Origin of the sequence: Agrobacterium vitis (assembly GCF_013426735.1) — a bacterium.
In the GTDB taxonomy this organism is placed as follows: Bacteria; Pseudomonadota; Alphaproteobacteria; order Rhizobiales; family Rhizobiaceae; genus Allorhizobium; species Allorhizobium vitis_D.
In genome coordinates, this window is sequence record NZ_AP023272.1 from 186,966 (window position 1) to 210,870 (window position 23,905).

Annotated in this window: 23 protein-coding genes and 2 tRNA genes; 10 read left to right on the top strand and 15 right to left on the bottom strand. The window is 56.2% G+C overall.

Annotation, left to right across the window (positions count from 1 at the left end):
* Nucleotides 1–41: 41 nt before the first annotated feature.
* From H1Y61_RS00920 to H1Y61_RS00935, 4 genes are all read left to right on the top strand, one after another.
* The gene (locus H1Y61_RS00920) at nucleotides 42–1,520 is read left to right on the top strand and encodes a CpaF family protein (protein WP_180573444.1); all 1,479 of its coding nucleotides are present in this window, start codon (nucleotides 42–44) and stop codon (nucleotides 1,518–1,520) included.
* A gap of 3 nt (nucleotides 1,521–1,523) precedes the next feature.
* Nucleotides 1,524–2,528: a type II secretion system F family protein gene (locus H1Y61_RS00925; protein WP_180573445.1), complete on the top strand. Its 1,005-nt coding sequence runs from the start codon at nucleotides 1,524–1,526 to the stop codon at nucleotides 2,526–2,528.
* 10 nt (nucleotides 2,529–2,538) lie between these two features.
* Nucleotides 2,539–3,519, top strand: a complete 981-nt coding sequence (locus H1Y61_RS00930; RefSeq protein ID WP_180573446.1) for a type II secretion system F family protein — start codon at nucleotides 2,539–2,541, stop codon at nucleotides 3,517–3,519.
* A 370-nt stretch (nucleotides 3,520–3,889) separates the two neighbouring features.
* Nucleotides 3,890–4,267 (top strand): hypothetical protein, encoded by a 378-nt coding sequence (locus H1Y61_RS00935; protein ID WP_180573447.1) that lies wholly within the window; start codon nucleotides 3,890–3,892, stop codon nucleotides 4,265–4,267.
* 94 nt (nucleotides 4,268–4,361) lie between these two features.
* On the opposite strand, the gene H1Y61_RS00940 is transcribed toward H1Y61_RS00935, so the two are convergent.
* Nucleotides 4,362–4,448 (bottom strand) — tRNA-Leu (locus tag H1Y61_RS00940).
* A gap of 395 nt (nucleotides 4,449–4,843) precedes the next feature.
* On the opposite strand from H1Y61_RS00940, the gene H1Y61_RS00945 reads away from it, so the two are divergent.
* Entirely contained in the window at nucleotides 4,844–5,257 is a 414-nt protein-coding gene (locus tag H1Y61_RS00945; RefSeq protein WP_174109635.1) for a BA14K family protein, read from the top strand.
* A gap of 250 nt (nucleotides 5,258–5,507) precedes the next feature.
* Here H1Y61_RS00945 and pheT read toward each other — a convergent pair whose 3' ends face one another.
* From pheT to infC, 11 genes are all read right to left on the bottom strand, one after another.
* Nucleotides 5,508–7,946, bottom strand: a complete 2,439-nt coding sequence (gene pheT, locus H1Y61_RS00950; protein ID WP_180573448.1) for a phenylalanine--tRNA ligase subunit beta — start codon at nucleotides 7,944–7,946, stop codon at nucleotides 5,508–5,510.
* Nucleotides 7,947–8,038: 92 nt separating this feature from the next.
* The gene (locus H1Y61_RS00955; RefSeq protein WP_180573449.1) at nucleotides 8,039–8,671 is read right to left on the bottom strand and encodes a 3'-5' exonuclease family protein; all 633 of its coding nucleotides are present in this window, start codon (nucleotides 8,669–8,671) and stop codon (nucleotides 8,039–8,041) included.
* 3 nt (nucleotides 8,672–8,674) lie between these two features.
* Nucleotides 8,675–8,950, bottom strand: coding sequence for a DUF2442 domain-containing protein (locus tag H1Y61_RS00960; protein WP_235680802.1), 276 nt, complete (start codon nucleotides 8,948–8,950; stop codon nucleotides 8,675–8,677).
* Nucleotides 8,931–9,167, bottom strand: coding sequence for a DUF4160 domain-containing protein (locus H1Y61_RS00965; RefSeq protein WP_180573451.1), 237 nt, complete (start codon nucleotides 9,165–9,167; stop codon nucleotides 8,931–8,933). Before H1Y61_RS00965 ends, H1Y61_RS00960 begins: the two co-directional genes overlap by 20 nt.
* Nucleotides 9,168–9,171: 4 nt before the next feature.
* Nucleotides 9,172–9,591 (bottom strand): ASCH domain-containing protein, encoded by a 420-nt coding sequence (locus H1Y61_RS00970; RefSeq protein WP_180573452.1) that lies wholly within the window; start codon nucleotides 9,589–9,591, stop codon nucleotides 9,172–9,174.
* Nucleotides 9,588–10,673, bottom strand: coding sequence for a phenylalanine--tRNA ligase subunit alpha (gene pheS / locus H1Y61_RS00975; protein WP_180573453.1), 1,086 nt, complete (start codon nucleotides 10,671–10,673; stop codon nucleotides 9,588–9,590). Before pheS ends, H1Y61_RS00970 begins: the two co-directional genes overlap by 4 nt.
* A 125-nt stretch (nucleotides 10,674–10,798) precedes the next feature.
* The gene (gene rplT / locus H1Y61_RS00980; RefSeq protein ID WP_012654655.1) at nucleotides 10,799–11,203 is read right to left on the bottom strand and encodes a 50S ribosomal protein L20; all 405 of its coding nucleotides are present in this window, start codon (nucleotides 11,201–11,203) and stop codon (nucleotides 10,799–10,801) included.
* A 39-nt stretch (nucleotides 11,204–11,242) separates the two neighbouring features.
* Nucleotides 11,243–11,446 carry a 50S ribosomal protein L35 gene (gene rpmI, locus H1Y61_RS00985; RefSeq protein WP_012654654.1) on the bottom strand — a complete coding sequence of 68 codons (204 nt, stop codon included), beginning with the start codon at nucleotides 11,444–11,446 and terminating at the stop codon, nucleotides 11,243–11,245.
* A gap of 227 nt (nucleotides 11,447–11,673) precedes the next feature.
* A complete protein-coding gene (locus H1Y61_RS00990) occupies nucleotides 11,674–13,029 on the bottom strand; it encodes a sensor histidine kinase (protein WP_180573454.1) in 1,356 nt (451 codons plus the stop codon).
* Nucleotides 13,023–13,691 (bottom strand): response regulator transcription factor, encoded by a 669-nt coding sequence (locus H1Y61_RS00995; RefSeq protein ID WP_174109629.1) that lies wholly within the window; start codon nucleotides 13,689–13,691, stop codon nucleotides 13,023–13,025. Before H1Y61_RS00995 ends, H1Y61_RS00990 begins: the two co-directional genes overlap by 7 nt.
* 1,447 nt (nucleotides 13,692–15,138) lie before the next feature.
* On the bottom strand, nucleotides 15,139–15,675 hold the full coding sequence (gene infC, locus H1Y61_RS01000) for a translation initiation factor IF-3 (RefSeq protein WP_041696081.1): 537 nt from the start codon (nucleotides 15,673–15,675) through the stop codon (nucleotides 15,139–15,141).
* 203 nt (nucleotides 15,676–15,878) lie between these two features.
* Between infC and H1Y61_RS01005 the strand changes: the two genes are divergently transcribed.
* Entirely contained in the window at nucleotides 15,879–16,688 is an 810-nt protein-coding gene (locus tag H1Y61_RS01005) for an alpha/beta hydrolase (RefSeq protein ID WP_180573455.1), read from the top strand.
* 175 nt (nucleotides 16,689–16,863) lie between these two features.
* Complete coding sequence (locus H1Y61_RS01010) at nucleotides 16,864–17,478, top strand: transglutaminase-like cysteine peptidase (protein WP_174109627.1); 615 nt, start codon at nucleotides 16,864–16,866, stop codon at nucleotides 17,476–17,478.
* Between the two features lie 64 nt (nucleotides 17,479–17,542).
* Here the strand turns inward: H1Y61_RS01010 and mbfA are convergent, their stop codons facing one another.
* The 3 genes from mbfA to cmk all read right to left on the bottom strand — a co-directional run bounded on the left by mbfA (nucleotide 17,543) and on the right by cmk (nucleotide 21,202).
* Nucleotides 17,543–18,526 carry an iron exporter MbfA gene (mbfA, locus tag H1Y61_RS01015; RefSeq protein WP_180573456.1) on the bottom strand — a complete coding sequence of 328 codons (984 nt, stop codon included), beginning with the start codon at nucleotides 18,524–18,526 and terminating at the stop codon, nucleotides 17,543–17,545.
* A gap of 160 nt (nucleotides 18,527–18,686) precedes the next feature.
* Nucleotides 18,687–20,390: a 30S ribosomal protein S1 gene (gene rpsA, locus H1Y61_RS01020; protein ID WP_041696077.1), complete on the bottom strand. Its 1,704-nt coding sequence runs from the start codon at nucleotides 20,388–20,390 to the stop codon at nucleotides 18,687–18,689.
* 167 nt (nucleotides 20,391–20,557) lie between these two features.
* Nucleotides 20,558–21,202 carry a (d)CMP kinase gene (gene cmk / locus H1Y61_RS01025; protein WP_041697339.1) on the bottom strand — a complete coding sequence of 215 codons (645 nt, stop codon included), beginning with the start codon at nucleotides 21,200–21,202 and terminating at the stop codon, nucleotides 20,558–20,560.
* Between the two features lie 269 nt (nucleotides 21,203–21,471).
* On the opposite strand from cmk, the gene H1Y61_RS01030 reads away from it, so the two are divergent.
* The 3 genes from H1Y61_RS01030 to H1Y61_RS01040 all read left to right on the top strand — a co-directional run bounded on the left by H1Y61_RS01030 (nucleotide 21,472) and on the right by H1Y61_RS01040 (nucleotide 23,905).
* Nucleotides 21,472–21,858, top strand: coding sequence for a TIGR02300 family protein (locus H1Y61_RS01030; protein ID WP_012654645.1), 387 nt, complete (start codon nucleotides 21,472–21,474; stop codon nucleotides 21,856–21,858).
* A 151-nt stretch (nucleotides 21,859–22,009) separates the two neighbouring features.
* A tRNA-Ala gene (locus H1Y61_RS01035) sits at nucleotides 22,010–22,085 on the top strand.
* A 440-nt stretch (nucleotides 22,086–22,525) separates the two neighbouring features.
* Nucleotides 22,526–23,905 (top strand): MFS transporter, encoded by a 1,380-nt coding sequence (locus tag H1Y61_RS01040; protein ID WP_180573457.1) that lies wholly within the window; start codon nucleotides 22,526–22,528, stop codon nucleotides 23,903–23,905.

A 23,905-nucleotide genomic window follows, 5' to 3' on the forward strand; every position in this document is an offset into this window, starting at 1 on the left:
CCGAGGGCGTCTTTGCACAGGCGCCCGACTGGAACGACACAATGTTCGGTAAACGTGGAAATGAAGGGTCTGTAAAGTCCGGTTCCAGCACAGCGGTGCCGGTCTCGGCACTGTCATCGCCCGGCATGCCGGCGTCTGTGTCGGCCTCTGGACGGATCGAACCGGGCCGCGCCGAGCCACCCAGGCCAGCCGCTCCCACCGATCCCGCTCAGCGTCGTCGCCAGAACCGGACCGAGGATTATTACGATACCAAGAGCCAAGTTTTTTCGGCGCTGATCGACACGATCGACCTGTCGCAGCTTGCTAAGCTGGACGCGGAAAGCGCGCGCGAGGAAATCCGCGATATCGTCAACGATATCATTTCCATCAAGAATTTCGCCATGTCGATTTCCGAGCAGGAAGAACTGCTCGACGACATCTGCAATGACGTGCTGGGCTACGGCCCGTTGGAACCCTTGCTGGCCCGCGACGATATTTCCGACATCATGGTCAATGGTGCCGGCCAGACCTTTATCGAAGTCGGCGGCAAAACCATCGAATCCGAAATCCGGTTTCGCGACAATTCCCAGCTTCTCTCAATATGCCAGCGCATCGTCAGCCAGGTTGGCCGCCGCGTCGATGAGAGCAGCCCGATCTGCGACGCCCGCCTGCCTGACGGATCGCGCGTCAATGTGATCGCTCCGCCGCTGTCCATTGATGGTCCGGCGCTGACGATCCGTAAATTCAAGAAGGACAAGCTCAATCTCGACCAATTGGTCAAGTTTGGCGCCATTACGCCGGAAGGCGCGCAGGTCCTGCAAATCATCGGGCGGGTGCGCTGTAATGTGGTGATTTCCGGCGGCACCGGCTCGGGTAAAACCACCCTGCTCAATTGTCTGACACGCTATATCGACGCCGACGAACGGGTGATTACCTGCGAAGATACGGCAGAATTGCAATTGCAGCAGCCGCACGTCGTGCGTCTTGAAACGCGCCCGCCGAATATCGAGGGTGAAGGCGAAATCACCATGCGCGATCTCGTCAAGAACTGCCTGCGCATGCGGCCGGAACGGATCATCGTCGGCGAGGTGCGCGGATCGGAAGTCTTCGACCTGTTGCAGGCGATGAATACCGGCCATGACGGCTCGATGGGCACGATCCACGCCAATACGCCGCGCGAATGCCTGAGCCGCATGGAATCGATGATTGCCATGGGCGGCTATTCGCTTCCGGCAAAGACTGTCCGCGAGATTATTTCGGGCTCGATCGACATTATTATTCAGGCAGCTCGCCTGCGCGACGGCACACGCCGCATCACTCACATTACCGAAGTCGTGGGGATGGAAGGCGATGTGATCATCACCCAGGACCTGATGCGTTTTGAAATGGAAGGCGAGGACCTGACCGGCAAGATCATTGGCCGCCATATCTCCACCGGCATCGGCAAGCCACATTTCTGGGAACGCGCCCGCTATTACAACGAGGAACGGCGCCTGGCGGCGGCGCTCGACGCCATGGAACAGAAAACCGGTGTAGTATAAGCCATGACCATCAATGTGCTCGCCATCGTGCTTCTTGCAGCCCTCGCGGCGGGATCGCTGGCCTATGTCCTGTTGTTTTCACGGGTGCAAGCCGACAAGAAAACCGCCACACGCCTCGCCCGGGTGAAAAATGCGGAAGCCGATACCGCCAAAAAACAGGTGGCGCGCGACCGGGTTCAGGAGCTTTCCAAGCGACGCAAGTCCGTGCAGGACACGCTGAAGGAAATTGAGCGCAAGCAGAATGAGAAAAACAAGAAAATCTCCAGCCAGTCGCTGAAACAGCGGCTCGGCCAGACCGGCCTTGATATCAGCCTCACCCAGTTCAGCATTGCCAGCACCACCCTTGGCCTGGTGTTTTTTTGCCTGTGCTTTATCCTCGGCATGTCCCTGTTTGTGTCCTTGGGTATCGCCTTTACGGCGGGCGCTGGCCTGCCGCGCTGGATCGTCAGTTTCCTGATCCGCCGGCGCCAGGAAAAATTCCTGACCGAATTTCCCAATGCGCTGGACGTGATGGTGCGGTCAATCAAGTCTGGCCTGCCGCTCAATGATTCCTTGAGGATGATTGCCGTCGATGCGCAGGAGCCGGTCAAGACCGAGTTTCGCCGCGTGGTCGATGCGCAACAACTGGGCATAACGGTGCCGGAAGCCTGCGGGCGTATGTTCAACTCCATGCCTTTACAGGAGGTCAGCTTCTTTGCCATCGTCATCGCCATTCAGTCCCAGGCGGGCGGCAATCTCTCCGAAGCCCTGTCCAATCTATCGAAAGTGCTGCGTGAGCGGCGCAAGATGAAAGCCAAGGTCAGCGCCCTGTCCATGGAGGCCAAGGCATCAGCGGTCATCATCGGGGCGCTGCCCTTCATCGTCGCCTTTCTCGTCTACATTTCCTCTCCAGCCTATATCATGGTGCTGTTTATCGACCCGCGCGGCCATATGATTCTGGGGTTCTCGGCTTTCTGGATGTCTATCGGCATTTTCGTCATGCGTAACATGATCAATTTTGACATTTGAGGACGTGCCAATGTCTACAGATCTTGCCGCCACACTGACCAACCCGACCCTGCTGATCGCCGTATTGGTGGCCATTGCGGTTTTTGCCACCCTTTACACCCTGATTTCACCGCTGCTGGAGCGGAGTGACCTCAACAAGCGGATGAAGGCCGTATCCTCCGAGCGCGAACTGATCCGCGCTCGTGAGCGGGCCAGAATGAACAGCGAGGGCGGGCGCGGCAGCCTGCGCAATACCGATAACAGTTCGGCGCGCAAGATCGTCGAGCGTTTCAACCTGCGCAAGGCGCTGGTGGACGACAAGACCATGGACCGGTTGAAGACCGCCGGCTTGCGCTCCCAAAATGCCCTCAACATGTTTCTGACGGCCCGTTTCCTGCTGCCCTTCCTGTTTCTGGCCCTGGCAACCACCTGGATCTTCGCCTTGCACAACATGCAGTCCAGGCCGTTTGCCGTGCGTTTCCTGGCGGCGGTTGTGGCGGGTTATGTCGGCTTTTACCTGCCCAATATCTATATTTCCAACCGGATTACCAAACGGCAGCATTCGATCCGCCGGGCCTGGCCCGATGCGCTGGACCTGATGTTGATCTGCGTCGAATCCGGCATGTCGATGGAAGCGGCGATGCGGCGCGTCGCCGATGAAATGGCGTCTCAATCTCCGGCGCTGGCCGAGGAAATGGTGCTGACCACAGCGGAACTGTCCTTCCTCCAGGACCGCCGGACGGCCTATGAAAACCTTGGAAACCGAACCCAGCTGGAAATCGTCAAGTCTGTCTGCCAGGCTTTGATCCAGGCGGAACGCTATGGAACGCCGATCGGCCAGGCCCTGCGCGTTCTGGCGCAGGAGGGCCGCGACGAGCGGATGAATGCCGCGGAAAAGAAAGCCGCCGCCCTGCCCCCAAAGCTGACCGTGCCGATGATCCTGTTTTTCCTGCCGGTGCTGGTCGCCGTTATTCTTGGTCCAGCCGGTATTCGCGTCTCGGACCGGTTCTAAAGCGTGTCGCAGTGAATAGGATTCACTGCGACACGCTTTAGCTCTTATTTTGTCGCATGTAGGTTATCGTTTCATTGAGGGCAATGAAACGCGACATGCTTTAGGTATTTTGGTATAGCGAAGCGTTTGATGGATATCACAATCCGATACCAGCTGGCGAAACCGTGATCGGCAATGCCAACCTTATGCCCTTTTGCCCACGCGGCGGCCTTCCTATATCAGAGATGAAAGGCCCAGCTTTGGGCAGGCGCGCAACGGGCCATCGATTGTTTGTCAGGGATACCGCTCACCGATTTTCCTGAACCGACAAGCTTGAAAAGGGGACAGGATATCCGGTCCTTCGGCATGGTGTCAGCAAATGGAGATCGACATGCAGAACCGAGCAGCAAGATGGATGGCAGCGCTGGTGGCAGCAGGCTTGACCATGGCCGGGCCGGTTATGGCAGACCAGAACAAGAAGCCCGCTCTGGAGAACTGGTCGCAGCCCTTGAAAGGTTACAAGGACCTGCCCGGCGTGAAGACACAGGCCGAAATCGACCAGCAAAACCTCCAGCCAAGTTACCGTTGCAAGACCGAGACCGTGCTGATGCAAGGGCGCGGCACCCGCGATTTTCATTTTCTCGGCTCCGGCATGCCGCGAACCGTCTATCGCTGCACCACGGATGATGGAATTACCTATACGGGCAGCGAACCGCCACGTACCGGTGCATGGTTGCCGGGAATCAATCCGAGAGACGTCGGAGAATAAGCACTCAAACAAAGAAAAAACGCTAAAAACAAAAAAGCCCGGCGAACCGGGCTTTTTGTATTCATAAACCAAATCAAAGATTTGGCTTGGGAATTGGTGCCCAGAAGAGGACTCGAACCTCCACACCCTTTCGAGTACCAGCACCTGAAGCTGGCGCGTCTACCAATTCCGCCATCTGGGCGACGAGGAGGGATTTAGTAGGCCAGCCCGCGCCTGTCAACACGGTTTTTGAAGTTTTCATGTCAGGACCGATTTTTTTCCGATTGCCTCTATCCCGTTCATTTTGCAGCATCATTCAACATTCGCCCAAGCGCCTGAATCTAGAGGTTTTAATAGGGATAACCCACCACACAGAAAAAAAACTGGCGCCAATAAATGATTCATCTAATATACAAAGCGATCTCGCCCGAAAGACTGAGTTTTTGATAGGTGCAAGCGCAAGACAGATGGAATCATGTCGCCAGAGAAATTGCCTTGCCTTGAAATCGTCCCCACCCTCGAAGCTTGGGCCTTGAAGCTTGGGCGAGGAGATTTATGTAATTCGGCATGTCCGGTTTTAGTGTGAGGAGGCGTAGAATGCCATTGTTCCGCAATACCTTGGCTGGGGTTGCGTTCGCCGTTGTCGGCAGCCTGCCCGCTGTCGCCTCGGCGACCATGCCATTTGCCGTAGACCCGCCGAGTGGCGCCTCATCCCAGGTCATCGATATCCGCTATGTCTGCGATGTCTATGGTTGTTATGATCGGCCCGATTACGGCAGGCCACCACCGCCGCCGCCAGGTTATTACCGGCCAGTCCCACCGCCGCCGCCACCTGGCTACTATCGCCCAGCACCTCCACCACCGGGTTACTACCGTCCAGCGCCACCGCCGCGGGTATCGAACCGCCATGTCCGCTGGTGCATGGACCGTTATCGGTCCTATGATCCACAAACCAACCGCTATATTGCCGGGGATGGCCGCATGCGGGTCTGCCGCTCACCATTCCGATGATTTATACGAAGATTCATTGAAAATGACACTTCGTATTCCATTTGAAAATATCTCAAGCCTCTGGCGCATTTGAGATATTTTCAATTTTTCAAGTCGAGGATGCGTGAGCATCTTCGAGACTTGGTATTAAGCGTCTGACTGTGTTGAAAACCTGAGAAACGCAAAACCCCTCGAAATATTCGAGGGGTTTTTACAATCACGATAAAAACAGCGGGACAAAGCTCCCGCCACCTGGCCCTGAAGACAGGTGTCAGGCGCGTAGCGCACCGCCTGTGGTTTTCTCCACATTGCCGACGATCTTCTTGGTCAGCGCGTCAAAATCCTCATCGGTCAGGGTCTTATCCGATGGTTGGATCAGCACTTCGATGGCAACCGATTTCTTGCCTTCGCCAACGCTTGCCCCCTCAAACACGTCAAACACGTTGACGCCCGTGATCAGCTTGCGGTCGGCGCTGGTGGCGGCCTTGATGATTGCGCCCGCTTCGACAGAGCGTTCAACCACAAAGGCAAAATCGCGCTTCACCATCTGCAAGGGCGAGAGATCCAGTGCTGGCTTGGTGCGAGTGGGTTTTTTCTTCGGCTCCTGCATGGCATCGAGATAAATCTCGAAACCGCAGAGCGCACCGGAAACATCCAATGCTGCCAGCGTCTTGGGGTGGAACTCGCCAAAGTAGCCGAGCACGACCTTTGGACCCATCTTGATGGTGCCGGAGCGGCCCGGATGGTACCATTCCGGCCCACCCTGCTCGATCTGCACATTGCCCATCGGCAGGCCGCAGGCTTCCAGCACGGCCAGCGCATCCGCCTTGGCGTCATAGACATCCACTGGCTTGCCGCCGCCCTTTGTGGTGTTGGACCACATACGACCAGCACCTGCCAGCGATGCCGTACCACGGCGCACGCCGCCTGCCGCGCGGCGCTGACCTTCTGGCGTATCGCCTTCATAGGTGCCGGAGACTTCGAAAATCGCCACATCGCCAAAGCCACGGTCGGCATTGCGTTGGGCAGCGGTGAGCAGGCCCGGCAGCAGCGATGGGCGCATGTCGGACATATCGGCTGCAATCGGGTTAACCAGCTTCAACTCCGGCTTGCCACCGCCAAACAAGGCGGCCTGTTCTGCCGAAATGAATGACCATGTGACGGCTTCCATCATCCCACGGCTGGCCAGCGCCCGCTTGGCTGTGCGGGTGCGGATCTGCAAGGTGGTCAGGATTTTGGTGTTGACCGCGCTCATGGAGGGCAGCGGCTCTGGCGTGATCTTATCCATGCCATGCATCCGCATAACCTCTTCGACCAGATCGGCCTTACCGTCCACATCTGGCCGCCATGATGGCACAGCCACCTTGACCACGTCGCCCTCGCCCGACACCTCAAAGCCAAGGCCAGTAAGGATGGAGCGGGATTCATCGGTGGAGACATTCAGCCCGGTGAGGCGCTTGACTTCTGAGAATGGGAAATCAACCAGCTTCTTCGTGTGGCCCTGATAGCCAACCACCTTGGCGCTCGCAGCCACACCGCCGCACATGTCCAGCACCAGTTCGGTGGTGCGCTCAAGGCCGGGGATCATATATTCAGGGTCAACACCGCGCTCAAACCGATAGCGGGCATCGGTGATGATACCGAGCGAGCGGCCCGATTTGGCAATGTTGATCGGGTCCCACAGGGCCGATTCGATCAGCACATTACTGGTGTTTTCATCGCAGCCGGAATGCTCGCCGCCCATGATGCCGCCAATGGATTCAACGCCCCCGGATTCTAAGCCATTGTCATCAGCAATCACCACGGTGTTGGGTGTCAGCTTATAGGTGCGGGTGTCCAGCGCGAGAATTTCCTCGCCATCCTTGGCACGGCGAACCGTGAGCGCACCCTTCACCTTATCGGCATCAAACACATGCATGGGGCGACCTTGATCGAAGGTCATGTAATTGGTCACATCCACCAGCGCCGAGATCGGGCGAAGGCCGATGGCAAGCAGCCGCTTTTGCATCCAGACCGGGCTTGGACCATTTTTCACACCGCGCACGAGGCGATAAGCAAAGCCGGGGCACAGCTTGGCATCATCCAGCTCCAGTTTGACCTCAACCGAGGTCTCACCTTCTACCGCAAAGCTTGGAGCTTTTGGCTGCTTCAACGTGCCAAGGCCGGAGGCGGCCAGATCACGGGCAATGCCGAAAATGCTGGTGCAATCGGGCCGGTTGGGCGTGAGATTAATCTCGATGACCGGATCATCAATGCCTGCATAGGCGGCGAAAGAGGTACCGACAGGCGCATCATCCGGCAGATCGATAATGCCATCATGATTGTCAGACATGTTGAGCTCTTTTTCAGAACACATCATGCCATGGCTCTCGACGCCACGAATATTGCCCACCGCCAGCGTCACATCCAGCCCCGGCACATACATGCCCGGACGGCCAAACGCGCCAATCAAGCCTGCCCGCGCATTCGGCGCGCCGCAAACCACCTGAACAGGTTTACCATCACCAGCATCGACCGAGAGAACTTTCAGACGATCGGCAGACGGATGCTTTTCCGCGCTCAAAATCTTGGCAATCACAAACGGCTTATAGGCCGCCTTGTCATCAACATCCTCAACTTCAAGGCCAATGGCGGTAAGGCGCTCGCAGACCTGATCCAGCGTGGCATCGGTGTCCAGATGGTCTTTCAACCAGGAGAGTGTGAATTTCATGAATCAGTCTTCCGTATCGTCGGTTTTGTGTCCATTCCCAGACAAAACACACAGGCATCCATTTTCATTCATATTTCGGAATTCGCGGCACTTCACCCCATCGACTTCGCCATAAAATCGTGAGGATTCGGCGGAAGCTCACGCGCCACGGTAAAAAGTCTGGACAGAAGCGAAGCGTAACCACGGGCATCATCAATCGCATGATGCGTGTGCGGATGATTGCCCAACCAATCTGGCGGCAGCTTGACCCTGGCATCATGCGGATTAGTTCTGCCAAAGACGCCAGATGTATAGGTGCCTATATCAAGGGGGCTTGCATTGAAAATGCACCGCCCCCAATAGCCCACATCCAGCACAAAGCAGCCTGCAAAGTCGCGCAAGTAACGATCAATCCAAAACCCGTCAAACATCAGCGGTCGCGCAGCAAAGGCCCGAATTCCATCAAAACTTTCTACCCAGTCAGCATAGCGCTTCATCACCTGCTCAGGCTCTTCAGCATTGCTGGTTGCGGCTTCCCAAGCTTGCGGATGTTTCGCCCACCAATTCATGGTGCCTTTGTCGGCAACGCGACCAGGCCGTGGCTTAAGAACACCTTCGAACTCGCCGCAAAGCACGCCATCTTCCCGCAACACGACTGTTGCGAAACTCAGCATCGAATGCAGCGCTGGATCAGGGCCATCTGTTTCGATGTCCGTGACGAAATAATAAGCGGGCTTTTGCTCCATCACTCAGGCCACCTTCTGCGGAGCGGTCGCCCCCGGTGCTTTCCAGCCAAGGAGCAACGCCTTGACAGAAACGCCTTCATCCAACTCAGGCCACCAGACACCAGAAAACTCCAGCTCAATCTCCGCTCGCTGCGCTACGCTGGCCTTATCCAGAAACGGATACCACCAGAGCGGCGCACGAATTTGCCGCCCATCTGCCAGTGTTACATAGACAAAAAGGGAATCGCAGACCGCCGACACAGGCCGCATCTCTTCGGTTTCAAATTCCAAAGAAGTCATTCCAGCTCTCCATCCAGCCATCACGATGTTCCGCTATCTTAGCAGAAAACTCCGCAATTTCACGGGCATTGTAACCGTGCGCATATTCCATTTCCAAGCTTTTCAGCCAGATTTTTGCAGACTTGTCGTCCTTGACGATATGCACATGGGGCGGCTCCGGTCCGTCTGACGCGTAGAACCGGAATTTATAGCCATGCCAAATCAACAAGGTCGGCATGGCGTCACACCTTACCCCGTTCTAAAACCTCGACGAGGCGAAACCGCTCACAAACCAGTTCCATATCAGGCTTAAACCCACCATTACGGGCGAAATACGCCGAGTGCCCAATACGCCAAGCTTCCAGTGTTTGATCATTCTCGCCTTCATTATAAGCGAATTCGGCGTCAACTTCGTCAAACCGCCGAATTGTGACCTCTACCGTCTCAATCACCGCAGCCGGGTTTCTTGCACCATCCAGAACAACATCGCGACGGCCAACCACCGGAAGCGGCTCGCCTTCTGGGTCGAAGTCGCGCAAAGCCCCGCAAGTCGCCGTTTTCTTACCTGCAATCACCAAAGCCAAGAGCGAGTCTGCCAGCGCAGGCGAATCGCCAAACGCAAAACTTACAGCGCCTTGATATTGGTCAGGCACACCAATCATACCGAAAGACCACCAAACAATGTCGGCACATCCAGCGGGCGGAAGCCGTAGTGGCTCATCCAGCGGACGTCGGCATTGAAGAAGTCGCGAAGGTCCGGCATGCCGTATTTCAGCATGGCGATGCGGTCGAGGCCCATGCCCCAGGCAAAGCCCTGGTATTCATCGGGGTCGAGGCCGCCGGCGCGCAGCACGTTGGGGTGGACCATGCCGCAGCCGAGGATTTCCATCCAGTCCTTGCCTTCGCCGAATTTGACGATCGGGCCGCTGGAGCGGTCGCACTGGATATCCACTTCGAACGATGGTTCCGTGAACGGGAAGAACGATGGGCGAAAGCGCATGGTGACGCTATCGACTTCAAAGAAGGTCTTGCAGAACTCTTCCAGAATCCAGCGCAGATGGCCGACATTGGCGGTCTTGTCGATCACCAGACCTTCGACCTGATGGAACATCGGCGAATGGGTGGCGTCGGAATCCTGCCGGTAGGTCTTGCCCGGGATGACGATGCGGATCGGCGGCTTTTGCGCTTCCATGGTGCGCACCTGCACCGGCGATGTATGGGTGCGCAGCACTTTGCGCTCGCCATTGGCGTCGGGGTGCAGGAAAAATGTGTCGTGCATTTCGCGGGCCGGGTGGCCTTCGGGGAAGTTCAGCGCTGTGAAATTGTAGTAGTCGGTCTCAATATCCGGGCCTTCGGCAATGGAAAAGCCCATGTCGGCGAAGATGGCGGTGATTTCATCGACGATCTGGCTGATCGGATGAATACGGCCACGCTCGGCAGGCGAAGAGCGCACGGGCAGCGACACATCCAGCGTTTCAGCCTTCAGGCGTGCATTGATGGCGGCATCCTTCAGCTCAGTCTTCTTGGCAGTCAGCTGTTCGGTAACCTCGTTTTTCAGCGCGTTGATTGCGGCGCCACGGGTCTGGCGCTCTTCCGGCGTCATGGAGCCCAACGTTTTCAAAAGCTCGGAAACCGAGCCTTTCTTGCCCATGGCGGCAAGACGCACAGCTTCAATGCCCGCCTCGTCGCTGGCAGCGGCAATATCGGCCAGAAGGGATGTTTTCAAACTCTCGAGATCGGACATTGTCGTCTTTCCTGCCCATGTTCGGCCAGCGGATGTGTCGCCAGTATCAAATAAAAAAGAAAAAACCCGCGCCAGTTCTCCCAGCGCGGGTTTCCCAATACCAAATTCAGTTTGGGATGCGCTGGTTACTTAACCGCGGTCTCAAACTCGTTCTTGGTGCCAGTGTCCTTGAGGTAGGACAGAGCCTTCTTGGAGGCTTCAACCAGCGCGCCGAAAGCTGCCGGCTCATGGATGGCCATGTCGGACAGAACCTTACGGTCAACTTCAATGCCAGCCTTGTTCAGGCCGTCGATGAAGCGGCCATAGGTCAGGCCGGATTCGCGGACAGCTGCGTTGATACGCTGAATCCACAGGGCGCGGAAGTTGCGCTTGTTGACCTTGCGGTCGCGGTAGGCGAACTGCTTGGAACGATCCACCGCAGCCTTTGCAGCGCGGATGGTGTTCTTGCGGCGGCCGTAAAAGCCCTTGGCGGCCTTCAGAACCTTCTTGTGCTTGGCATGAGCGGCAACGCCGCGTTTTACGCGTGACATGTCATGATCTCCTTAAATGATCCAAAAAGCGAAAGGGTCTCAGAGACCGTTAGGCAGGTAGTTCTTGATGACTTTCTTGCCGTCTGCTTCGGCAAGTACCATCGTTCCGCGTGCATTGCGGATGAACTTATTGGACCGCTTGATCATGCCGTGACGCTTGCCAGCGGCAGCAGCCAGGACCTTGCCGGAGGCAGTGATCTTGAACCGCTTCTTGGCGGAGGACTTCGTCTTCATCTTGGGCATTTTGCTACTCCATTGTTCTTGTATCGAAACAGGCAGACGAGGCCTGTTTTCAAGCATAAAGAACGGCCACGGCATGCCCTGCCGGACCGTTCGGACGGGCGCTTATAACCGCAGGCCCGGTAAAGTGCAACGGGATTCAAGTGTGCGAGGCAAAAATCGCTTCTGCGGCCTGCCGACACCAGAAAATCGACGGCATAAGCCAATTATCCAGGCCAAGTGTCCCACCGTTAGATCGGGTGAGCTGGAATCTGACGGCCCCCGTTGCGGGGAAATTGCAGCGTGACAAGCAAGCCGCCAATATCGGCCTGATCCAGACTGAGATTGCCGCCATAAGCGGTCATAATATCAGCGCAGATCGCGAGCCCCAGACCGGAACCGCCTTGGTCTGTGTCCAGAAATTCGCCCCGGCGTAACACCTGCTGCCGGTCTTGCGGGCGCACACCCGGCCCATCATCACCAATGACGATCATCGCCATGTCCCGATCCCCAAAAGCGCGGACGTGAATGACTGAGGAGGCCCATTTCGTTGCATTGTCGAGAATATTGCCGATCGCTTCGGCAAGATCGGCAGCGTCGGCCTCAATCGCCAAGCCTTGCTCCACCTCGACATCCCAGGCAAGCTCTCGCGCCCGGGCAATCGGGTCAAGAACCTTGACCAGTTTGCCTATCAGGCTTTCCATGTCGGTGACCTGCATCTGCTCGACACCAAGGCGGGCAGCCTGCAATTGCCGATCGGCTCGCTGGCGCACCAGGTTGATTTGCTCGAAAGCCGCTTCTCGCTCGGCGGAAGGCAGATGCTGCACCATTTGCGCCAACACCGTCAGTGGTGTTTTCAATCCATGCGCCAGGTCGCTGGCCCTGCTACGCGCCTTCTCGATCGTGTATTGCCGTTCGGTGAGCAAGAGATTGATCTCCTCGACAAGCGGCATCACTTCAAGCGGCACGCCGTCATCCATCACCCGCAACTGACCGGCCCGGACCATCGACACCTGGTTTCGCACACGTGTCAGTGGCTGCAATACCACTCGAGCCTGGAGCAGCGCCGCACCCAGCAAAACCAGGGCAGTGATCAGCATGACGGAACGCGAGCGCTCCCGATGCTGATCGAGCGGCTCCATCAGGTTGGCCAAAGGAAATCCGGCATAGATGATAACCGGATAGTCTATGCCCTCATCCGAGATTTTGATTTCGCTGCGGAGCAGCAAAATATCCTCACCATCGGGTCCCTGCGCGCGACTGAAATCGAATGGACCTTCCTGATGCAATCCAGTTCGGGGCAGTTCCACATCCCAGAGCGACCGCGACCGCAAGCTGCGGCCATCAGGCGTCCATACTTGCCAGTAACGCCCGCCGCTGACCGTGGAAAAGCGTGGATCTGCTGGCGGCGAGACGATATCAATCCTGCCATTTTCCACCTTGAGGCGGGAGGCAATGGTATTGATGGTGACATTCATCTCGGTTTTGAATTGCTGACCGACATAGTTGATGAACAAATAACCGACCGAGAACCAAAGGACCATCAGCGCCAGCCCGATTGCCAGGAAGGAACCGATCGCGAGCCTGAGGCGCAGTGATCTCAGCATGAATTTTCGTCTGGCACGACGTAACCAAAGCCGCGCCGTGTTTCGATAGCACTGGCATCCGTTTTCTTGCGGATCCGCGCCACCATGGCTTCGACTGCATTTTTCGAAGCATCGTCATCGCGGCCCTGGATCTGGGTGGCGATCTCATACGCTGAAAACACCCGGCCCTTGTTTTGGACGAGAATCTGGATCAATCGAAACTCCAGCGGGCTAACCTCTAACAAGGCACCATTGAAGGTGACGGTCCGACCGGCCTCATCCACCTGAAAACGCCCGGCTGAAAACAGGGTATGGCTGGTTTTTCCAGCGCGCCGCAACAATGCGCGAAGCCGGGCCAACAACTCCTCTGTGCGGAACGGTTTCGGAAGATAGTCATCCGCCCCAGCATCGAAACCATCGACCCTTTCCATCCAGGACCCTCGCGCCGTCAGGACCAGAACGGGTGTTTGAATCCTATCCTTGCGCCATCGTCTTAAAATCGAAAGGCCATCCAGCCCAGGCAAACCGAGATCGAGAATAATGGCGTCGAGGCCGGTATCCTCTCCAGCCTCCCAGACATCCGGCCCCTTGTTGACCAAGGTTACCTCGTAACCCTCACCTCTCAGCGTCTCCGCCACATGGCGCCCGATATTAGCATCGTCTTCAGCCAGTAAAATACGCAAGATTCAATGCTCTCCAAAAGACCGCCGTGAAAGAAGTTACAATCCGCGCAAGACTATATCATGCATGGCGCTGTGGGATTTTGTTTTTGCATCATATTGTCCAAAACCCGGGGTTTCCACTTTTCAATATGATGCCGTGTAGACAGTCGCTCTCAGCTTCATCGTGCCAGTTTTCCGGTTCGCGCATCCACTTTCAAGGTGCGAAACCGCCCGGAAATATCCTTTACGGTCAGCAAGTAAAAATCACCGTTGGAGAGAGAACGTAAATCCACGTCGATCAAACGCGAACCTTCAGGCAGTTTGAGATTGCCAAGCACCTCTCTCAACGAACGATAGCGACCGCTTTTGACGCCGTCCAGTACCTGGGGCCGGACGATGCTCGGATCGTCATCTGTAAACGAGCCGTTCGGAGTTCCGCCTGGACCTCCCCCTCCGGGCCTGCTGCCAAAAGGCCCGGGAGCGCCTGAAAAACCAGGAGGGCCGCCACTCGGCGGATCGCCGCCTCGCCCTCCACCTGGGGGGCCACCTGGAGGGCCGCCGCCTGGAGGGCCACTGCGATTGTCGGAGGCCATGGCGAGACTTGTAAAGAACAGGGATACAAGAAACAGAATTACCGCCACGCCGCGACCGTAGACGCGGCAGCCGTCTTGCCCGTCTTTCGCAAACCATCTCAGACACAAAAGTTGGCGCCGGATTGCTCTGGCGACCTCCTTTTTTCCATCTTCCGTTGAGCTGCTTCTCATGGCCATTCCGCTATAGGCACAGGGCGCACTGGCTGACAAACTTTAATCGGCGCTCGATTGCCTGTATTCAGTCATAAAATCCCATTGGACCTCAGATAAATTATCCAGTCAACGCGATGTGTGATGCGCAAGGCTATCCGACGGCATCCTCAGGTTGATTCGTATAGTGGCATTTGAATACAGAGGCCGCCAACAGGTGTAAAGTTAAATGACAAATGACACAAAGGGTTTCACTAGTATTTTTTGACTTTTTTGAGATTCTTCCGATGAAAAATTTGATAAATTTCAATTAAATTAAATTTCTATTTCCAAATTAACTCTCATCGGAAAATATAAATTAAACAATCTATTTGGATAGACCACAAGAGTGCATAATTCTGCACATTCCCCAACAAGGAACTCCGCCGTTCCATTTAGAGACGGCGGAGTTTCCAATAGGCTAATAGCCTTGGTTGTCACCCAGGGGCATAGGATGACATAACAGACCGGGAACGTTGTGGGGACGTGGGGTAAATCCCGTCTGCTGAAAATGACAATGCCAAAACACCGCTGACATCGCGCTGACGTCATTGTCAGTATTTTGTCAGGTTACGCGTTCGAAGCGAAACAAGGACTTTATTATAAAAAAAGCGACCTGCGCTCGATAAAACGCATGTCGCTTTAAACTGGCAGATGGTGGCGGGTCCGACTGACACGCCCCTGGCTTATTTAGGGGCCAGCACCATCATCATCTGGCGACCTTCGAGCTTGGGTTCAGCTTCAACCTTGGCAACTTCGACGGTGTCTTCCTTCACCTGCATGAGCAATTTCATGCCCAGTTCCTGGTGGGCCATTTCGCGGCCACGGAACTTCAGGGTGACCTTCACTTTGTCGCCGTCTTCAAAGAACCGCGACATCGACTTCATCTTCACCTCATAGTCATGGGTGTCGATGTTCGGGCGCATCTTGATTTCTTTGACTTCAACGATTTTCTGTTTCTTGCGCGCTTCTGCCGCCTTCTTCTGGTTGGCGTATTTCAGCTTGCCAAGGTCCAGGATCTTGCAAACGGGCGGTTCAGCGTTCGGCGAAATTTCGACCAGATCGAGACCGGCTTCTTCCGCCATGCGGAGCGCCTGGTCCGTCGGCACGGCGCCGAGATTCTGGCCTTCTGCGTCAATCAACTGGACCTTTGGAACCCGGATCTCCCGGTTGGAGCGCGGCCCGTCCTTAACGGGGGCATCGGCTTTGAACGGTCTGCGAATGGTCGTATTCTCCTCAATAATTTCGGATAGTCATATAGGCGATTTCTGAACGTCAAATAGGCCCGATTGCCCCGCCTTGCAAGGCTGGACACTCTCTCGGACCACTGTTCAGAGGTTGATAGCATAGTTTTTTAAAAAAATCACCTGCTGTCGTGAAGAGAAGAATCTGTTTTATACCTTATAGGCCAGAGCAGGAGACAATCATGACCAATGTCGGACGCCCAATAGAAACCCATGCAATCACCGTCGGACAGGGAAGCGATGCCCGCAGCATTTCCGCACTGGTACGGGCGCCAGCGCAAGACGAACGGCCCACCTGCATCTGGCTTGGCGGCTACCGGTCCGACATGACGGGCACCAAGGCGTTGGAAATGGACGACCTGGCCGCGTCTCTTGGAGTTGGAGCGATCCGCTTCGATTATTCCGGACATGGCGCCTCTGGTGGGGCCTTTCGCGACGGCACTATTTCCCGCTGGCTGGAGGAATCTCTTGCCGTTCTCGATCACTTCAAACCGCAAAAGGCCATTTTGGTCGGCTCCTCCATGGGTGGCTGGATTGCATTGCGACTGATCCAGGAGTTGAAGGCGCGCCGCGAAAAGCCAAGCCAGGTGTCCGGAATGCTACTAATAGCACCAGCGCCCGACTTCACGTCGGACCTGATCGAGCCACTGCTTGGCGACCAGGAGCGGAAAGACCTAGCCGAGAAAGGCTATTTCGAGGAAATCTCTGAGTATAGCCCGGACCCGAATATCTATACGCGCGGGTTGATCGAAGACGGGCGTACTAATCGGGTGATGACCGGCATGATCGATACCGGATGCCCCGTCCATATCCTGCAAGGCATGGCCGATCCTGACGTTCCCTACCAACATGCGCTGAAACTGGTTGAACACCTGCCCGCCGACGATGTTGTGTTGACATTGGTGCGTGACGGCGATCATCGCCTGTCGCGTCCGCAGGACATCGGCCGGATGCGCAATGCCATTCGCGCCATGATCGAACCAAGGCCATGAAGGCCAAAACTAAACCCACGCCTCTTGAGCCATTCGGCAAAAATGCGACAAAAACTTCACACTCATTAACGGATTTTAACCATATTGGCCAATTGAGCCGCCCCTCGACCTTGGAACGATTGACTCTCTGCCCTTGGTAATCTTAACTCTTTGTTAAGAATTCAAGGGACGTCTCATGACCTTCAGGCTTTCAGCTCTGGCAGCATTTCTGGCACTTCCGCTGTTTTTCGCGGGCAATGCGGCTGCGGATATGACATCGGCTGTTCCAGCCTCGATGGTTACCGGCGGCATCACCTCGCAGCCCATCGGTCATTATGAATTTTGCCTGCGCTACAAGGCCGAATGCCAGGTGCGCAGCAAGCCCGCCCCTGCCCGCCAGGTTACGGAACACGGTTGGGATATCGTTCACGCCGTCAATATGGATGTAAACAAATCCATCACTCCGATGACCGATATGGACGTCTATGGTCGCGAGGAATGGTGGGAATATCCTGTAGATGCCGGCGATTGCGAAGATTTCGTTCTCTTGAAGCGCAAGCGCCTTCTCCAGGCCGGATTTTCTGAAGCGGATCTGCTGATTACCGTCGTGCGTAAACCCGATGGTGAAGGTCATGCGGTACTGACGCTGCGCACATCCGTAGGCGACTATATTCTCGATAATCTGGTTGATGATGTAAAACTCTGGAGCGCAACCTCCTACACCTATCTGAAACGGCAGGCGAGCTTCGATACCGGTCGTTGGGTCACGATTGAAAGCGGCAAGGATGTTCCGGTCGCGGCGTTGAAATAGGGTAACAGACAATCGGCAAAAGGCCTGGATGTGGAAACGCTCCAGGCCTTTTTCATGGACTATTTCAACCGCTGCCGATCAAGATACCGGCGGCCAACACCAATGATCCCCCCAGCACCACCTGCATGGCCGCACGCCAGAACGGCGTTTCCATATATTTGTTCTGAATGAAGGCAATAGCCCATAATTCGATGAACACCACCACGCCCGCCGTTGCCGTTGCCGTCCAGAAATGTGGGATGAGATAGGGCAGCGCATGGCCAAGGCCACCCAGCGCTGTCATGATACCGCAGGCTAGGCCGCGCTTGATCGGCGAACCTCGGCCGGAAATCTTGCCATCGTCATGGGAGGCTTCTGTGAAGCCCATGGAAATACCCGCCCCCACCGAGGCCGAGAGGCCGACCAAAAAGGTCTGCCAGGTATCACCGGTAGCAAAGGCCGCCGCAAAGATCGGCGCGAGCGTCGAAACCGAACCATCCATCAATCCGGCAAGGCCCGGCTGCACATAGGTGAGAACGAACTGCCGCTTGGCGGTTTCCTGTTCCAGTTTCTGAACATCCTCCGGCCGGTGCTTTTCGCCCAACATATGGGCCACATCCTCGTGCCCCTGTTCCGCCATCGCCAGATCGCCGAGAAGCGTCCTTGTGCGGGCATCCGAGACATGTTTCTGGGCCTCGACATAAAAGTTATACGCAGAACGCTCCATGGCTTCCGCCTCTTCGCGCACCTGATCGACGGAAAGCTGGGCCTGAAGCCAATCGGGCTTGCGCGCCATGAAACCCTGGACATGCTCCCGGCGGATCAGAGGGATGTGCTCGCCAAACCGCTGGCGATGCATGTCGATCAGCATGTTGCGGTGAGCGTGCTCCACCTCCGCCATATCCTGGAAGACTTTGGCGGATTGGGGATATTGGTCTTTCAACCGATCCGCATAGGCCAGATAGATCCGCGCATCGTCTTCCTCGGAAGAAATTGCCAGCGCGAGGACCTCCTGTTCGGTGAGGCTATCCAGACGCCGCTTCGCAGGGGCGAATAAGGTGCGAAACATGATGGCTGCTCTCCAATTTAGAATAATTCTAAATTTAGAGCATTGTTCGATGGGCGGCAAGAGCCCTTTTCGGCATTCCGTCGCCAGTCCCATCACCCCAAACAAAAAACCCGCCGGACATTGCTGTCCGGCGGGTTTTTAATCTTCTAAACCGCGACGATTAGTCGTTGCTGCGGTTCTTCAGGGCTGCACCCAGGATGTCGCCGAGCGAAGCACCACTATCGGACGAACCGAACTGAGCAACGGCTTCCTTCTCTTCAGCGATTTCCAGCGCCTTGATCGACAGCATGACCTTGCGATCCTTCTTGGAGAAGTTGGTGACGCGAGCGTCAAAAACCTGGCCAACGGAGAAACGCTCAGGGCGCTGGTCGTCACGGTCACGAGCGAGGTCGGCGCGGCGGATGAAGGACACGATGTCTTCATGGTTGACGAGCTTGACTTCGACGCCACCGTCATTGACCGCGATCACTTCGCAGGAAACAACAGCATTCTTGCGCAGATCGCCGGAAGCGGCGGCATCACCAACCGCGTCCTTGCCGAGCTGCTTGATGCCGAGCGAGATACGCTCCTTTTCGACATCCACATCGAGAACAACGGCGCGAACGACGTCGCCCTTGTTGTATTCTTCGATAACCTGCTCACCTGGACGGTTCCAGTCGAGATCCGACAGGTGAACCATGCCGTCAACGTCGCCTTCGAGGCCGATGAACAGGCCGAATTCGGTCTTGTTCTTGACTTCGCCTTCGACTTCAGCGCCAGCCGGATGGCTGTAGGCAAATGCCTGCCATGGGTTTTCGAGGGTCTGCTTCAGGCCAAGCGAGATACGACGCTTGGACGGATCGACTTCGAGAACAACCACGTCAACTTCCTGGCTTGTGGACAGGATCTTGCCGGGGTGTACGTTCTTCTTGGTCCAGGACATTTCGGAAATGTGGATCAGGCCTTCGATGCCCGGCTCCAGCTCAACGAATGCACCGTAGTCGGTGATGTTGGTCACGGTACCGGAGATCTTCTTGCCAACCGGGTACTTGGCAGCAATGCCATCCCAAGGATCCGACTCGAGCTGCTTCATGCCGAGCGAGATGCGGTGGGTTTCCTGGTTGATACGGATGATCTGAACCTTGACCGACTGGCCGATGGACAGGATTTCCGAAGGATGGTTCACACGACGCCATGCCATGTCGGTGACATGCAGCAGTCCGTCGATGCCGCCGAGGTCAACGAACGCACCGTAATCGGTGATGTTCTTGACGACGCCTTCAACAACCTGGCCTTCTTCGAGGTTCTGAACGATTTCAGAACGCTGCTCGGCGCGGGACTCTTCCAGAACCGTACGGCGCGAAACCACGATGTTGCCGCGACGCTTGTCCATCTTGAGGATTTCGAAGGGCTGCGGGTTGTGCATCAGCGGGGTCACGTCGCGGATCGGGCGGATATCCACCTGGGAGCGCGGCAAGAAGGCAACGGCACCATCCAGATCGACGGTGAAACCGCCCTTGACCTGGTTGAAGATAACGCCTTCGACGCGCTCGCCAGCTTCGAACTTGGCTTCGAGCTTGATCCAGCTTTCTTCGCGACGGGCCTTTTCGCGCGACAGAACAGCTTCGCCCAGCGCGTTTTCAATGCGCTCGACGTAAACTTCAACTTCGTCGCCAACTTTCAGCTGGCCGTCCTTGGCGCGAGCGCCAAATTCCTTCAGCGGAACGCGGCCTTCGACCTTGAGGCCGACGTCAACGATAGCGACGTCCTTCTCGATGGCCGTAACGATGCCCTTGGCAACATAGCCTTCGGCCAGATCGGTCTTTGCGAAGGATTCTTCCAGCAGGGCCGCGAAATCGTCCCGTGTCGGGGTAGAAACAGACATGAAATCTCCTAATCGCATCCCCTTGGGAATGCGCAGTGCGCCGGTGGGTTGGTGTTGATAACGGCCGATCCCGCGTCCGCCCTTATAAAAGGACAACCCGGCGCAAGGACGCTGGTTTCGGCTGGTCCAGACAAAACCGGTCGTCGGTCCTGTCTGCTGAATGCATGCTAATTGTTTTTCAATGCCGCATCGATCAAGGACCGCGCAGCCTGAAACGCCGCCTCTATACTCATTTCAGACGTATCTAGCAAGTGCGCGTCTTCAGCAGGTTTCAACGGACTGTCGGCGCGGCCCATGTCGCGGTCGTCACGCCGCTTCACATCCTCAAAAACTGCGGGATAATCAGCCACGCCACCATGAGCAACAATCTCGTCAAAGCGACGCCGGGCGCGCACCTCCGGAGAGGCCGTGACATAGAGCTTAACCGCCGCATCCGGGCAGACAACCGTGCCGATATCGCGTCCGTCCAGCACCGCACCGGGGGCTTTCAGCGAAAACCGTCGCTGCGCCTCGACCAGAGCGCGGCGCACCGCGGGCATGACGGCGATTTTCGACGCCGCCTCACCGATATCGTGCTTGGCCAGAACCTCCCGGTCCAGACCGGAAAGATCGAGCCCCAGCGCCACCTGTTCGGCCACAGCCTCATTATCGAGCGGCAGGCTTTTTTCCAAAAGCGCCTTGGCCGTGGCGCGGTAGGTCAGGCCCGTGTCCAGATGATGAAAGCCGTAACTGTCGGCGATCCGGCGCGACAGCGTTCCCTTGCCGGCAGCCGCAGGACCGTCGATGGCGATTACAAACGTGTTTTCCGTCACCTCAGTCAAACGGCTACCCTCTTCCTGTCTGCATACCCCATGTTGCACGGCCCCGTAGCACACCAGATGCTCAAGGTCATCCCCGCTTCATCGCTCGACATTCCTGTCTCTTGCTGGCGCGAAAGCGGCAAGCTTGCGGATCGGCCAGCCAGTTTGCCTTTGACAGAAGCCAGCACAACGATTAAGGGACCGACGATAGTTGGACCGGCCTTCGGGCCCGGGTCCTCGGCGCATGCCCTCTTTTCCAACGATTTCATGAGGCTTTGACAGTGGCGAATGCAGAACTTGGAACCAAACGCACTTGCCCCGACACCGGCAAGAAATTCTACGATCTGAACAATGATCCGGTCGTATCCCCCTATACGAAGAAATCCTGGCCGCTCTCTTACTTTGAAGAGACCTCGGTAGCCGCCATCATGGAAAAGGCTGAAGAGGAAGAGGTCGCGGAAGTCGATACCGAGAACACCGATGTCGAGCTGGTTTCGCTGGAAGACGCGGACGATGCAGCCGGTGGCGACGACATTCCTGATATCGGCGATGACGATGTCGAAATCGGCGACGACGATGACGACACCTTCCTGGAAGCCGATGAAGACGACGAAGACGACGACATGTCCGGCATTATCGGCGTGACCGGCGACGACGACGAAGTCTGATTTAACAGCTCTGCGCGTCCGGATGATAAAAAAACATCCGGGTGCGCATTTTTTGGCTTGTCATGTGCAAAAGCAGCACGTATGAAGCCGCCACACCGGACGAAGCAGTGCTTCACACGGTTCCCGGACCCGGCAAATGCCGGACCCTTATGGGGCTATAGCTCAGCTGGGAGAGCGCTTGCATGGCATGCAAGAGGTCAGCGGTTCGATCCCGCTTAGCTCCACCAAATCTCCTTTATGTATATGGTTGTCTATTTTGCGATCTGTATCGTGAGACAGTCTCGCTATGAATATTCAGCGAATCGAATTTTCTGAAATTGACGCTTTCTCCATCAGAGCGCTTGTTAACGATTATCCATTCTGCCAACGGGGATTCGGCAAAAGCAATAATCCGAGCGTCCAGTTCACCCATTCAAAGTCAAGAGCAACCAGGCCCCACAGGATTACGCATTCGGCTTGATGCTCCATCATTGACCTGAAGGACATTGGCGCTTTTGGGTTGTACATCTGCTTTAACCTTATTATGGTCGGACAGATTTTTCGGTTGTAATAAACTATTCTACTATCATTGGTGGGTAAAATTGCGTTCATTGAATTGTCACCGGAGGGTTGGCAATGTGGCTGTTCCTCTTCCCACTGATGAAATGCTTGTTGGGAGGAAATAAACATGTCCTTTGATCGTGAAAAGGCACACAGACAATCTCGTGTCGCCACTGCCAGCGGCTGGATTGGCTCCGCGCTGGAATATTATGATTTCTTCATTTACGCCACAGCCGCGGCACTGGTCTTTCCTCAGCTGTTTTTTCCATCTGTAGATCCGACGACAGCGATTGTCGCATCATTGACAACCTACGGCGTGGGCTATGTCAGCCGCCCAATCGGTGCGTTTGTTCTGGGGCATATGGGCGACGTTTACGGTCGCAAGAAAATGATGCTGACCTGCCTGTTTCTCATGGGCTTTTCGACATTGATGGTCGGCCTGTTGCCCACGTATGCGCAAATCGGCATCTGGGCTCCGATTTTTCTGGTCGTGCTGCGCCTGATCCAGGGATTTGCGGTTGCAGGAGAAATCTCCGGCGCCTCATCAATGATTCTGGAACACGCACCGAATGGACGAAGGGGATTTTTCGCATCCTTTGCACTTCAGGGCGTCCAGGCCGGACAAATTCTGGCTGCCGCCGTGTTTCTGCCGCTCGCCCACTATATGGACCCGGCAGCATTCAACAGCTGGGGCTGGCGTATTCCCTTTCTCCTGTCGATCTTCGTGGTAATCGTCGGCTTTGTCATCCGCCGTCTGGTTGAGGAAACACCGACCTTCATCAACGCCAGCGAAAGCGGCGCCGTCTCGAAAGCGCCCATCGTCGAGGCCTTCCGCCATGGCTGGGCCGATATCATCCGCGTTATGTGCATGTCGCTTATGAACGTCATTCCAACCGTGACAACGGTGTTCGGCGCGGCCTATGCCGTGCAGCCAGCGTACGGTGTCGGCTTCAGCAAGGACGTCTATCTATGGATTCCGGTGCTCGGCAATATTGTTGCCGTTCTGGTCATTCCCTTTATCGGCGGACTTTCCGACCGTATTGGCCGCAAGCCACCGATCATCATCGGCGCATTGCTGTCTGGCGCTTTGTCGTTTGGCTATCTCTATGCGATCAGCATTCACAATGTCCCGATGGCCATTGTCATGTCGCTGTTGATGTGGGGGGTGATTTATCAGGGATATAATGCCGTCTTCCCGTCCTTCTATCCGGAATTGTTCCAGAGCCGCATCCGCGTCTCCTCAATGGCCATCGCGCAGAATGTCGGCACGGCAATCACGGCCCTCTTCCCTGCCCTGTTCACGGCCGTTGCACCGCCCGGCTCGCTGAATATCCCCATCGTCATCGGCTGCTGGACGCTGGCCATTACCGTGATTTCAGCGCTGGCCGCCCTCTCGGCCCGGGAAACCTACCGAATCAGTATCGATGAGCTCGGCAACAAGACGGCAAAGCCAATCACCAAGGACGAATACGATCGTATGCGTGCGCAATCCATGGCAAAGGCGTAG